This is a genomic window from Paenibacillus arenosi (assembly GCF_014841135.1).
GTDB classification, from domain to species: Bacteria; Bacillota; Bacilli; order Paenibacillales; family Paenibacillaceae; genus Paenibacillus_B; species Paenibacillus_B arenosi.
The window spans coordinates 71,198-84,174 of sequence record NZ_JACYTN010000009.1 but is presented as its reverse complement, the minus strand read 5'-3'; the positions used below and the strand labels follow the sequence as shown (position 1 = coordinate 84,174).

Sequence of the window (12,977 nt, the reverse complement as noted above, 5' to 3'; positions counted from 1 at the left end):
TTTGAACTCTCACATAGTACAGAGCGGTTAGTTCAAAAATATGCACAATCTACTAAAGATGGAGAGATTATTAGAGATAATTCTTTGAAAAAGAAAATTGAGCATATAAAAAGAGTAATAGGGTAGAAGAAGAACAGTAGGAAGTCATTTATAATGAGGAAATGAGTCCTACTGTTGCTGGCATCACTTCAGCTAGAGAAGGAGAGGGGAACTTTATAATGTCTCGATTTAAAGATCCAAGATTGCATATTGATGACTTTGTTAATAACTTATTGGTTGTGTGTCCTAGCTGCAATAATTGTGCAACAGTCATAACCGAATTTCAAGCGACGGCTACGGATTCATGTCTCAGAAGACTTTTGCTTTGTAACCATTGTGGGAAGATAGATGAAGCTATGAATGAATATCAGCTGTGGTTAAAAGCAAATTGCAAAGGAAATATACTTTGGGCCTACAATGTAAAACATCTAGAATACATAGAGAATTACGTGCAAGCGAAATTACGTGAAAGTTCAAGACATGAAAAGTTAGGCTGGTGCAATCAAGGGTTATTTAGTAGATTACCTACATGGATAAAGGAAAAGAGAAATCGAACTATTATATTAATGACGATAACCAAGCTTAAAAAGACCGTAAATGTAGGGAAGCGAGAGTAGGATTTACTAAGGTTTTATTGTAGGTTACAGGAGGCGAATGGTATGACTGAGAGATTTCATCTAGAACGAGTTGGATTGGAAGATCCTTTAGATGAAACCAAAATGTCGGGGTTTGGGCTGCTATATTTATTCCAATGCGAGGTTGAATATCACTTCCATACAGATGAAATGAGCTTGGAAGAAGCAGAAAAATACATTCAAGATGTTTTGAATCATTTACCGAATGAAACGATTGATGAAATATGCAAGAAAGCATGTGAATGGAAAACCGACAAAATGTCCAGTGATACAGCTGATTATCCTAGTGGTTTGGCTAACACCTATGGTAGGGACATTTTAGCCTATATGTCCGTAGGGGATGTTGAGTTGTATAGAAATGCTGATGATCATGCATTTGGAGCCATTTTGAGTGGAGGAACGGAATGGGACTTTGAAAAAGGGGCTAGTAGTATCTTAATTTTAAAAGAGGAGCATGTAAATGATTGATATTTCAAGTGTAATACTGCACCGTTATCCATTTTAATGATTGATCAGATCGTGAATCGCTTGCATTATGTAGGCTCAAGACCTTGAATTCTCCTACACAGTTGCCAAGTACAAACCTCACAAGGATGCATATAACCAATTAAAGCAACCCAATGAACTTAATTGTCAATTCGAGCAATCTAAAAAGTAGTAAGCAATGAAAAGTGACCAATGAAAATGTATTGGGGCTTTAGTAAAGATTTAGTCACGTACGTATTGCTTCAAAGATGAAGATGTGAGAATTTAATATGACTCTCTAATTGTTAGAAGTATAAAGTCTCCTAGTTTTTCCTTTTACTCGTGGTATTGAATCAATTTCATAATGCATCAGTTCAAAAAAGAATAGACTACTCCGATTCAATAAAGACTGCTTTTAAACTTAGGCTGCTTGAATGTTACGTTTTTTGTTTAGACGGTCAGTAGCTAATTTCATACTGTTGTACACCAAAGTTGCGAGGTTAAAATGCAGCCTCGCTTTTGTTCCAGATCGATGTCTCACATTGTTTAATTGGAAGAACTCTTTTAAATAAGCATTCACGCGTTCAACCGCCGATCTTCGCTTCACGGGAGCTTGATCCCGCGCCTCAATATGAGTGGCATCGATGGCGAGCGTATCGTCCGAAATAAATCCTTCCTCAAAGGCGAGTTTTAAGACTTGTTGGTTAATGGCTTCTAAAGCACGACTTTGAACTTAACTTTTGAATAAGCCGGGAATACGTAGCTGCTGAAGGAATATATTCAGCCAAAGAGAATCCGCAATCCAGCCGAAAGAGAATATCTTCACGAAGCTTTTTGAGTAGATCTTTGATCGTTGGAATACGTTCGACGATTCGTGCAACAAGCGAATAGATCATGGCAGCGTAATTAACGTCTACAGGAGCTCCAAATCGCGACTGCTTACGGACTACGGACAACATGGGGGTAATGTCTAACGCTGCAAAGATCGCTGCAAATCGTTGTTCGCGTTGCATGTTATATAAATCTTGCAGGGAAAACAGACTCTCGTGTCGAATATAGGCCATAGGAGTTCACCTCGTCTCTAATTTGGTTGGTTTTGTCGCTTAACCTATTCGAGATTTGGGGAGGTACTCCTTTTTCTATGCCTTAAAAACCTTTTCATTATGAGGGATTGGATTTATGAAATTGATTCATTGGTGTAATTATAATCCAATATATGGAACGTTGAGATATAGGAGCCCGAAACCTACAAACGAATAGCCTTATAGAAAGTTGACTATATTTGAGTTGACATACTAGCTACTCATTACGATAAGCTAGTTAAGTCATTCTTGTCGTTTGTACACGTAGCTACCATTTTTAAATTAACATAGTGGTGAGTTTTCAGACACGCCTTAGATCATGTGAGTTGTTCTAAAGCTGATTGGGATATTCCCTTCAGTATTCTCTCGACAATTCACGGATACCTTCACAATTTTAGAGCCTTGGAAGATAGGCTTTGAAAAGAAAGCGTCCGCATGCTTCATAAAAGTAACGATTGGTTTGTTGACATTTGGGGGAGGTAATGTTAATTTACACAAAAAGGAATGATTCTTTGTTATGGAATATTAAATATATTGATACAACCCTACAACCAATCACTGACATATCATCGTCCTAAAGGGAGTGAAAACCCCCTCTTGGATCTACATTAAACTGAAAAACTGAACTCAAAAAAATTATGAGCGAGTTCTATTAATATAAAAAGCAGGAGGTGACAATCTTGAAAAAAATACTCCCTATTTTTATAGTGTTAACTATGCTGATCTCTGGTTGTTTTAATAATACTGATCAAGAAACGATTTTCTTAACAGGGTACATAACTACTGTAGATCTAAATGAAAAATTAATCGTAGTCGATAACAGTGAATCAATCTATGTAAGTGATATTACTGACTATCATATTGGACAAAAAATTAAAGCGAAAATTAAAAAGAAAGGTAATAAGGATTCTTGGGACCCTAAGTTATTAGAAGTTATTGAAATTTCTATAGTTCAATGATTGTGGCAGACTAACATTAGCTTAAAAAGTAGAAACGAAGGAAAGTCAAATTGACACTTTGTAATCTAATACTGCTCCTCGTTTTCGACTAAAAATGGCGGGACATACCTATTATAGGAATTAGTTCTCCGACAGTTGTAAAAGAGTCCGCTGTACTCAAATACAGTCCTTTTAGCCCCATCTCCCAGTTTTTGTCCAAGCAAATACAGCATACTACTTAGATAGAGCCAACCTTTAATAATTGCAATATATAATGTCACTAATCCACTTCTAATTAGGTTTACATGTTAATATTTTAACCATATTTGGTTGCATTCCATTAGAAAATTTTTCGAACTACACGGTCACGAAAGACTCTTATTTTAATTGATAAATTCTATTTAATATGCGGTAATTCTTTTCCTACTTTTGATTGTGTATATATATCTTATCCTATCAAATAATCCTCGGTATTTCATGCTACGCTACGGTTGCTGTGTGTTCCTTTGCTTCTTGAGCCGACACTATACTAGGTCGAAACTGCTGCGTTTACTAGGCTAATAGGGGACTTGTCATGGAGTCTATATAGGTATGATTTTAAGCAAAAGGGCGAAACCACAAGGGTTTCGTATGGCAGGCTAGCCTATCATGTCCAACTCCATGTATAGTTGCAGTTACTTAATCACATCGAGTAGTGAAGAGGTTTTTTCTGATTTATATCGAAGGGGTCTACCGCTTTATTAAATATCGTTTTCTACCACTCTTGTTGATTAACCGATAATATACAAAAATACATAAAAAAACCTATTTTCCTATAATATCGTAAGCACCACTGCAACGATCAGAAAAAGGCGACCTCACGAGAAAGCCTATCATGTTCCTATCTATGCTTCAATCTATATTATCGAAAGTAAAAGTCGAATCCGTTGTTAGTCTGATTGCTTATCACGACACAGCACGTAATTTCAACGTATATACGTTACTTCAATACTGGGCGCAAGCTGCTTTTGCACAGTGGAATGGATTCCTCGATGGTGCGGAACATATTGCGAAGATGTATAAAGTTCGCTGGCAAGTGGAGTTGTTATTCCGTTGGATTCAAAAACATTGGGATGTCTCTACATTGAATGGAACATCTGAAAATGAAGTTTATGGGGGGGATTATGTTTATCTGCTGGTGTATGTACTGATTAATGCACTTTATGATCATGGGAATTTGGCTATTCCGAAACATGTCGAACTTCCCTTCGTACATGCTTCTCGTCTTCTAATACTAGGATTATCGGGAATATTTGTCAGAGAATTCGCCTTTCTCAGTGAAGAAAAGGGAGTGCTTGCTGTGAAAAAACTCAAATATATGGTTAATCAACAAACGTAATTAAATGTTGATTAGCTATAGACTTTAATGTATTATAGCACAAACTATGTTTTTCATTATTATACATAGTTAGAATATTAAGGTATATAAATACAGGAAATTAGGGGGTGTAGTGGGTTTGTAATTTGATACAGAGTCAGGGAAGTTAAACAATATAAAAAAGAAATGGAGAAAACTAAATGAAAACCAAAATTAGTTTAGTAATTATTTTCACACTTATTCTAGTTAATTCAGTAGCGTTTGCAGAGCCAGAGAAACAAAACATTCAAGAAAATAAAGCCAAAGTTAAAATAGAGAAAAATGATAATATTAATTACAACATTGGAAAAAGAAAAATGTTAGGGCTTGATTCGGAAAAGTCGACAGTAGAAAAGATAGTATTACAAAGTAATACTGAAAATGTAACTTATGAGGATTTCTACCTAACAGTGGAGGAAAAAGAGATTTTAGATCGTAGATTTAAACATCAAAATGAATATATTCCAAAGCTTAAGCAATCCGCAATAAGAGCTTTGACCGAAGAACAATTTGGAGGCATCTATGTAAATCAAGAAGAAGGAGGCGTAGTGTATATTGGTATAAAAGAAATGGCTAAAAGTAATAAAGATAATTTATCTTTCATCAAAGAAATCTATGGTGATACTAGTAATGTTAAATTTATTAACACTAGATATAGTGAAGAAGAGCTATTACAAACTGCTGACGCATTGTTTAATAGTAAATCATTATTAAGTGATGCGGGAATCGAAATCCAATATACTGCGCTTGATACAATAAATAATGTTGTAGAAGTGGGATTAATTAATAACACCGAGGAAAACCAAAAGTATTTAATAGAAAAATACGGGGATAAGCTCACATTTTACACCGCTGACCCTTCAGATTTTCAAAATGAAGGAGATCAGGTTACTGCAACAAATCCAGTACAAGGTGGGGTTCAAATTTTAAATGATACTGCACAGAAACTATGTTCAGTGGGATTCTCCGCGAAATCAAACGCTGGAGAACATTTCCTTGTTACTGCAGGACATTGTTATGGTAATGGTTCATTAAATACTTTTTATCACCCCGATAAAGCTCATTCAAACAAAATAATTGCTGGGGGACATATTCAACATGTGAAGAATTCTGGTAATGTTGATGCTATGCTAATAGGGGTACACAAAGACTTTGTAACTAATAAAGTTTACTTTCAATATGTTGGTTCGAAATCTTTAACCAGTTATGCTAAAGATAGTAGCGAATTTGTAGGCCAGCACGTTTGTATAGCTTCTAGAAGCAATGATACGTGCGGTACTATACTCTCAACGAGCTTATCTGCCGGTCCTAATACTAATTTAACAGCAGCAAGTTATATGGCAATAGGAGGAGACAGTGGTGGTACAATTTTCGGGAATTCTGTCTTGCATGGTGTTCATACAGGAAATGGCTCACTCAGTGGAAATGCTGTAGAAGTGTATAGTCAAGTAGAACATATTCTTAAACATTTCAACATAGTTCCAATTTTAAATTAACAAATTTTGTTAGTGTAGATGATTTGGTTTGTATGAGAAGATTAACATTGCTTGCAAGTTTAAAGGCTCTTTGCTATACCGTGTGGTAAAAGGTATATTTACTAGGTTAATAGGCGACTTGACATGGAGCTTCTATGGGCATGATTTCAAGCGTAAGGGCGAAACCACAAGGGTTTCGCGCATATCTGCCCAACCTCCATGTAAAGTCGCAGTTACTTAACCACTTCGAGTAGCGAAGTGATAAAAAAGAGGGACGGAGTTCCGCTTAATCCATACACATATTAGACTGTACCTGTACCTGTTTGTCTTTCTGATGCAATAAATAATGAATGCTTCACTCCTGTATCTGAAGACACGATGACACCAATAGCAATCATTAATAACAATAAGCTAGTAGTTAAAGACTGGGAGCTTGAACTTTGCAAAAGAACCACACCCTTTGCTGATTAGGTGGCAAATGAGCGTAATACATATAACTTTATTCAATCTGCTGTTTTGCACCACGATTTCGTTTGAATTCTCCGGCTCCAGCACTACAATGGCAAATTAGATATTTTTCAATAGAATCCATTGTAATTAAGGAGGGAAAAAATACGGTATAAGCCTTGTTGCTGATCAGAGCTTGTATTGTAGCCAAGAATAGGCGTTGTCATCACCCGATCCTTAACAATATAAGCTATGACACCATCTATGGTATCGCCTTTTTTATGGCCTTTATCTCAAATAAATGGTGCTGTAAAGCATTCCATAAATAATCGGTTGTAAACATTGGATTATGACGGGAATATTTTTCGATATATAGTTGATTGTATAACTCAGAAATTTGTAAAATATCCTCTTTTGTTAGTTCTTCATTCGTAATGATTTCATAATTGCTTTTCTAAGTGGTGTTACTACTTCACTATTTCAGGTCAGTAGAGGTGGAACAAGGGAAGTGGGCTAAAGGATATAAAAATGTTTCATGGAATGAATGGTTTATAACAGAATCAAGAAGCGATATGCCAAGTATGATGATTGTGGAGGCATTAGCACAACTAGGAGCATTTGCAACGATAGGTAAGGAGAAAAGTTTGGGCTTCCTATCCTCTTTAAATGGTATTGAATGTTTGGGGAATGCCTATCCAGGAGATAGAATCGAATTATATTACGAAGTAGTAAAGCATAAAAGAGGTTTCGTACTGGGTAAAGGTGAGGCTACTGTTGATGGCCAGGTAATTATTAGAGCCAATTAGATTATGATTTATATACAAGAGCCATCATGAAGCATATCAAATGGTTAGGATTTAACAGCGGAGAGAGTGACATAACAATTATTACTTTAGAACTGACCGATCAAAATACAAAATTTATTATTAATAATTTATATCCTTTGTATTTACACGATTTATCTGAGATTTGGGGCTGGAAGCCCAATAAATACGGTGTTTTTGAAGAAGATGAGACATTGACTTTGTATGAGCAAAATAAAGTTTTTGATATTTGGTGGTCGGATCCAGCTGTATTTTTCCCTTATTTGATTAGAGTAAATGGTATTCCAGCAGGGTTTGCGTTAGTCGCAACAACGCCGTATACACCTCCTGGTTGCGATTTTTATTTAAATGAGTTTTTCATTTTGCGATCCTTTCGTGGCAAGAAAGTGGCAGAACCTGCAGCGGTAGAGGTTTTTAATAATCATCCAGGTTGTTGGGAAGTGCAAACCAACCCTAATGAAGGAAATCAAAGAGCACAATCTTTTTGGAGGAAGACATTGCAAAAATACATGAGAGGATCTTATGTAGAAGCGACTGCTGATACACAAAATGACGGTAACAAGATCATTTTTAGATTTAATAATAGTTCTACATAGACAAGAAATATAGAGGACATTTTATGGAGTTCAGACCTACATATAAAAGACTAGAGGTAAACGGCGAATTGCTAGAAGGTTGTCTAACTGAAGTGATTAGTATAAAAGTCAAGATATAGATAATTTTTTCAGGTACGAAAAAAAATGTTTATCCAAATAACTGCCTCTATGGGAATTATTTGCATTGTGTGAACGTATATCTCTCTGCTATATTACGTATAGAAATCTAGCAAAATCGACAAACCGTTGTCGGAACTAGCACAGAAATAACAACTTAGACGGCGAGGTGTCAGAATGAAGCGATTTGGATTAGCTATTCAAATTGTAATTGGTCTTATTCTGGGTATTATCGTAGGTGCCATCTTCTACGGCAATGCTGAAGTAGTAAAGTACTTGCAGCCCATTGGCGATGTATTCATTCGTTTGATTAAAATGATCGTAGTACCTATCGTAGTCGCGACAATTATTGTCGGCGTGGCTGGGGTTGGTGATACGAAAAAACTTGGCAGATTAGGTGGTAAAACGATCCTCTATTTCGAGATCATTACCACAATTGCCATCGTTGTTGGTTTGTTCGCAGCTAACATTTTCCAACCTGGTGTAGGTGTGGATATGAGCCAAATTCAGCAGTCTGACATAAGTTCTTACGTTGAAACGGCTGAACAGACAGAAGCAAAAGGTATGATTGAAACATTCGTCAACATCGTACCGAAAAATGTTTTTGATGCATTAGTACGCGGTGACATGTTGGCCATTATTTTCTTCTCCGTCCTCTTCGGACTTGGTGTAGCTGCCTCAGGAGAAAAAGGCAAACCTGTGCTGCATTTCTTCCAAGGTGTAGCCGATGCTATGTTCTGGGTAGTAAACACGGTTATGAAGTTTGCTCCGTTCGGTGTATTCGCATTAATCGGAGTCACAGTTTCCAAATTCGGGTTAAGCTCATTACTGCCGCTTGGTAAATTGGTTCTACTTGTACACGGAGCCATGTTGTTCTTCGTATTTGTAGTACTAGGTATCGTTGCTAAGATCAGCGGTATTTCTATCATGAACATTATTAAGATTTTGAAAGACGAATTGCTGCTTGCATACTCTACAGCGAGCTCTGAAACTGTACTTCCTAAGATTATGGAGAAAATGGAGCGATTCGGCTGTCCAAAAGCGATTGCTTCGTTCGTCGTACCAACAGGGTACTCCTTTAATCTCGACGGTTCTACGCTGTACCAAGCGATTGCTGCAATCTTTATCGCTCAAATGTACGGTATCGATTTATCCATTGCTGATCAGGTAACATTGGTACTCGTACTAATGGTAACTTCTAAAGGTATTGCAGGCGTACCAGGTGTATCCTTCGTCGTATTGTTGGCGACATTAGGTGCAGTAGGTATTCCAGTTGAAGGTCTAGCGTTTATTGCAGGTATCGACCGCTTCTTGGATATGGCACGTACAGTAGTTAACGTAATTGGTAACGCTTTGGCTGTAGTTGTTATTTCCAAATGGGAAGGTCAATTCGACCGCAAAAAGGCTGATTCCTATCTAGATGAAATTGCTTCTGCGAAAGCAGCGGCTTAATATGGATGTTATGACCTCTTGTCAGGATAATCTGACAGGAGGTTTTTAATGTGGATAAGAAGAGGTACGAATATGAAAATATGGTGGAATGGAAGGGTTAATGTCATAAGCTATCGTTTTCTCCTCTGATAAAGGATAGACTTAATAAGTAGCGAATGCTTGATAAGAAAAAGTAATCTGGTATGACCGAATTAGGTAATGAGAGGTGACGATTGGGTAATGAATACGAACAGTGTTATTCCTATATTTAGAATATTCGACGAGCATATAGCGAAAGAGTTTTATCTAGAATATTTAGATTTTTCACTCGACTGGGAACATAGATATGGGAATGATTTTCCTCTGTATATGCAGATTTCCAGTCATCTTTTAACGTTGCATTTGACCGAGCATTATGGGGATTGTTCTCCAGGTTCAGCTATTCGCATCTCAATTTCAGATCTTGAGGACTTTCACCGAACTTTGTTAAGCAAGAATTATAAATATTCACGACCAGGGATCGAAACAACGGAGTGGGATACAAAGGAAGTCTGTGTAATAGACCCTTTTGGAAATAAGCTAACTTTTTTTGAAGAGTAAAATTAGACGAGAATGAAAACGAAAAGGGGCGCCTTTGCCCCTTTGTTTTACCAACAAGTATATTGCGAAAATATTATTTTTGAAACTCTGAACGTAACAAACTATACACCCACATATCTCGGCATTCATTCGTAACACTATGGCATTCGTACTGTCGCAAATAGCCTTCTTCTTTGAAGTTGAATTTTTTGAGCATTTCCTTAGAACCGGTATTCTCATCACTAACAAATGCTTGAATTCTTACCAACCCCAACTGATTAAACCCTAATGCAAGAACCTCTTGTAATGCTTCGGACATCATTCCACGCCGCCAATAATTTTCGGATAATTCATAACCAATCTCAGCTCGAACATCTTCAATTTCGGTTAAAAAGATGGTTCCGATAATCTTGTCGGTCTCTTTGTCAGCAATCGCAAAGCGAATAAGCCAACCGTCATGATACCCCTTATTCCAAAATTCAATTACTTTATAGCTTTCTTCTAACGTCTCAGGGCCATGCCAGTCTAAATAGCGGTATACATTTTCATTTGAGTAGTAGTCTAGTAATGCTGAAGCATCTTCTGCTCGCAACTGTCTTAATCTTAATTTCTGACCTTCTATAACAGGAAATGATGTAAAAATGGTTGTGAAGTCCATACACAGTCTCCTAGTTGTTAGTTGTAGTTAAAGTAGATTCATCTTACCTAGAAAAATGGTGCTGAAAAACTAGAAAATGTATTCCCTAATACTGTCACATAGTCTGGAGGAATTGTCCAGATAAAGACTGCCGATTTTGAATGAAATCCATCACATATATTCTGAAAATTTATAGCTTACTAACGGGATACATCTGCCCATTCTGCCTCCAACTTACGGCTTTATAATCAAAAGTAATTGAAGATTTCAAATATTCTTATAGACAAATTTTGAGAAATAGATTGAACCTCGCATCAACCTGAGTTAGTATAATGAAAGATAAAACAAAGTAACGTAGTCGGAATTAAAGAGATTGATGTGAGGTGGAGGATGTTGTTGCAACTACAGGTGACGAATAGTCCGTTTACAGCCGAGCAGGCAGAGCTACTTAACAAGCTGCTCCCGACGTTGACGGAGACGCAAGTGAATTGGCTTGGGGGATACTTAGCTTTTTACCGTGCAGGAAATGTTAGTGCCGCAGTATCGGAATTGGCTGTCAGCCAAGTTGTGGAGGCGCCAGCGCCAGCCGCAGCAGTTGTGGCGCAAGGACCACGCGAAGCGACCATTTTATTCGGGTCGCAGACAGGGAACTCGCAGAGACTTGCGGGACGGTTGGCAGATAAGCTGAAAGGCGAAGGCTTTGAGGTTACACTGTCGGCAATGAACAAGTATAAGACGAATAACCTAAAGAAAGCTGGGTATTTGTTTATCGTTGTTAGTACGCATGGCGAGGGAGATCCACCAGATAATGCGTTGACGCTGCATGAATTATTAAACAGCAAACGTGCACCAAAGCTGGATGGATTGAAATTCTCTGTTCTTGCGTTGGGCGATACATCGTATGAGTTTTTCTGTAAGACAGGTCAAGACTTTGACATCAAACTTGCAGAGCTTGGAGCAGAGCGGATCGTAGATCGCGTAGATTGCGATGTGGACTTTGAGGAGGATGCCGCTGGCTGGATCGCAGCTGTAAATGGTAAGGTCAGCGCGGTTGCGACATCGGTATCACCGCAAGGGATCGCTAATGTGGCATCTGTTACTGCGGTAGCTTCTGTAGTCGAATCCGAATATTCACGCTCGAATCCGTTTATGGCGGAAGTATTAGAAAATTTAAATTTGAACGGCAAAGGTTCGGATCGTGAAACACGCCATTTGGAACTGTCCCTTGAAGGTTCAGGTCTTACGTATGCGCCAGGCGATGCGGTCGGTGTGTACCCACAAAACGATCCAGCTTTAGTTGATGATATTATTTCATTCTTGCAATGGAATCCGCAAGAGTCTGTTGTAATTGGAAAAGCAGGCGAGACTTCTACACTGCGCGAAGCGCTACTTCACCACTATGAAATTACCGTACTAACGAAGCCTTTACTTGAAAAAGCAGCTGCCTTCTCTGGAAACGGAAAATTGGCCGATCTGCTGAAGCCAGAACATAAAGAAGATTTAAAAGCATATACGAACGGACGCGATCTATTCGATCTGCTTGGTGATTTCGGACCATGGACATTCAAAGCTGCGGACGTTGCGAATTTGCTGCGGAAGATACCGCCAAGATTATACTCCATTGCAAGCAGTGAGAACGCCCATCCGGAGGAAGTACATCTTACAATTCGAAAAGTAGAATATGAAGCGCACGGACGTCCACGTAAAGGTGTGTGCTCTGTGTACACATCTGAGCGTCTCGAAGCCGGCGATAAGCTGCCTATTTTCATTCAGCAAAATCCGAACTTTAAGCCGCCAGTCAATCCGGATACGCCAGTTATTATGGTGGGGCCCGGCACAGGCGTTGCGCCATTCCGCTCATTCCTTGAGGATCGTGAGGAATCTGGGGCTGCGGGTCAAACATGGTTGTTCTATGGTGATCGCCATTTCGTAACGGATTTCTTGTATCAGACGGACTGGCAGCGCATGCTGAATGATGGTGTATTGACGAAGCTTGACGTTGCATTCTCTCGTGATTCAGATGAGAAGGTATATGTGCAGCATCGGATGTTGGAACATGGCGAAGAGCTCTATAAGTGGCTGCAAAATGGCGCTCATGTATACGTCTGCGGAGATGAAAAATATATGGCGCATGATGTTCAATCTGCACTGCTTTCGATTATTTCGAACTACGGAGGGAAGTCTCCCGAAGGAGCAGCCGCATATCTAACAGAGCTGCAAGAACAAGGCAGATATCAAAGAGACGTATATTAAGCGCGAATCGAATTTACATGCATTTATAGATATAAACGGGAACGATCCGATCATGGGGATAAA

12 protein-coding genes and 1 pseudogene are annotated in these 12,977 nt (G+C 38.4%); 9 read left to right on the top strand and 4 right to left on the bottom strand.

Annotated elements, in window-relative coordinates; genetic code table 11:
- The first annotated feature begins 698 nt into the window (after window positions 1–698).
- Window positions 699–1,142: a hypothetical protein gene (locus tag IFO66_RS13320; protein WP_192025608.1), complete on the top strand. Its 444-nt coding sequence runs from the start codon at window positions 699–701 to the stop codon at window positions 1,140–1,142.
- Between the two features lie 701 nt (window positions 1,143–1,843).
- On the opposite strand, the gene IFO66_RS13310 is transcribed toward IFO66_RS13320, so the two are convergent.
- Window positions 1,844–2,203: a transposase gene (locus IFO66_RS13310; protein ID WP_192025606.1), complete on the bottom strand. Its 360-nt coding sequence runs from the start codon at window positions 2,201–2,203 to the stop codon at window positions 1,844–1,846.
- Between the two features lie 698 nt (window positions 2,204–2,901).
- On the opposite strand from IFO66_RS13310, the gene IFO66_RS13305 reads away from it, so the two are divergent.
- From IFO66_RS13305 to IFO66_RS13295, 3 genes are all read left to right on the top strand, one after another.
- Complete coding sequence (locus IFO66_RS13305) at window positions 2,902–3,180, top strand: hypothetical protein (protein ID WP_192025605.1); 279 nt, start codon at window positions 2,902–2,904, stop codon at window positions 3,178–3,180.
- An 853-nt stretch (window positions 3,181–4,033) separates the two neighbouring features.
- Window positions 4,034–4,537 carry a transposase gene (locus IFO66_RS13300; protein ID WP_192025604.1) on the top strand — a complete coding sequence of 168 codons (504 nt, stop codon included), beginning with the start codon at window positions 4,034–4,036 and terminating at the stop codon, window positions 4,535–4,537.
- A 179-nt stretch (window positions 4,538–4,716) separates the two neighbouring features.
- On the top strand, window positions 4,717–6,051 hold the full coding sequence (locus tag IFO66_RS13295) for a S1 family peptidase (protein WP_192025603.1): 1,335 nt from the start codon (window positions 4,717–4,719) through the stop codon (window positions 6,049–6,051).
- A 281-nt stretch (window positions 6,052–6,332) separates the two neighbouring features.
- Here the strand turns inward: IFO66_RS13295 and IFO66_RS13290 are convergent, their stop codons facing one another.
- Together IFO66_RS13290 and IFO66_RS13285 are read right to left on the bottom strand one after the other, a co-directional pair.
- Complete coding sequence (locus IFO66_RS13290; protein ID WP_192025602.1) at window positions 6,333–6,476, bottom strand: hypothetical protein; 144 nt, start codon at window positions 6,474–6,476, stop codon at window positions 6,333–6,335.
- Window positions 6,477–6,532: 56 nt separating this feature from the next.
- Window positions 6,533–6,931: pseudogene (locus IFO66_RS13285) on the bottom strand (hypothetical protein); the annotation flags it as partial.
- A gap of 4 nt (window positions 6,932–6,935) precedes the next feature.
- Here IFO66_RS13285 and IFO66_RS13280 point away from each other — a divergent pair.
- The 4 genes from IFO66_RS13280 (at window position 6,936) to IFO66_RS13265 (ending at window position 10,045) form a co-directional block, all read left to right on the top strand.
- Entirely contained in the window at window positions 6,936–7,283 is a 348-nt protein-coding gene (locus IFO66_RS13280) for a hotdog family protein (RefSeq protein ID WP_192025601.1), read from the top strand.
- Window positions 7,284–7,309: 26 nt separating this feature from the next.
- On the top strand, window positions 7,310–7,897 hold the full coding sequence (locus IFO66_RS13275; protein WP_192025600.1) for a GNAT family N-acetyltransferase: 588 nt from the start codon (window positions 7,310–7,312) through the stop codon (window positions 7,895–7,897).
- A 294-nt stretch (window positions 7,898–8,191) separates the two neighbouring features.
- Complete coding sequence (gltP, locus tag IFO66_RS13270; RefSeq protein ID WP_192025599.1) at window positions 8,192–9,466, top strand: glutamate/aspartate:proton symporter GltP; 1,275 nt, start codon at window positions 8,192–8,194, stop codon at window positions 9,464–9,466.
- 219 nt (window positions 9,467–9,685) lie between these two features.
- Window positions 9,686–10,045 carry a glyoxalase superfamily protein gene (locus tag IFO66_RS13265; protein WP_192025598.1) on the top strand — a complete coding sequence of 120 codons (360 nt, stop codon included), beginning with the start codon at window positions 9,686–9,688 and terminating at the stop codon, window positions 10,043–10,045.
- 73 nt (window positions 10,046–10,118) lie between these two features.
- Here IFO66_RS13265 and IFO66_RS13260 read toward each other — a convergent pair whose 3' ends face one another.
- Complete coding sequence (locus IFO66_RS13260) at window positions 10,119–10,682, bottom strand: GNAT family N-acetyltransferase (RefSeq protein ID WP_192025597.1); 564 nt, start codon at window positions 10,680–10,682, stop codon at window positions 10,119–10,121.
- Between the two features lie 375 nt (window positions 10,683–11,057).
- Between IFO66_RS13260 and IFO66_RS13255 the strand changes: the two genes are divergently transcribed.
- Complete coding sequence (locus IFO66_RS13255) at window positions 11,058–12,914, top strand: assimilatory sulfite reductase (NADPH) flavoprotein subunit (protein ID WP_192025631.1); 1,857 nt, start codon at window positions 11,058–11,060, stop codon at window positions 12,912–12,914.
- Window positions 12,915–12,977 lie beyond the last annotated feature (63 nt).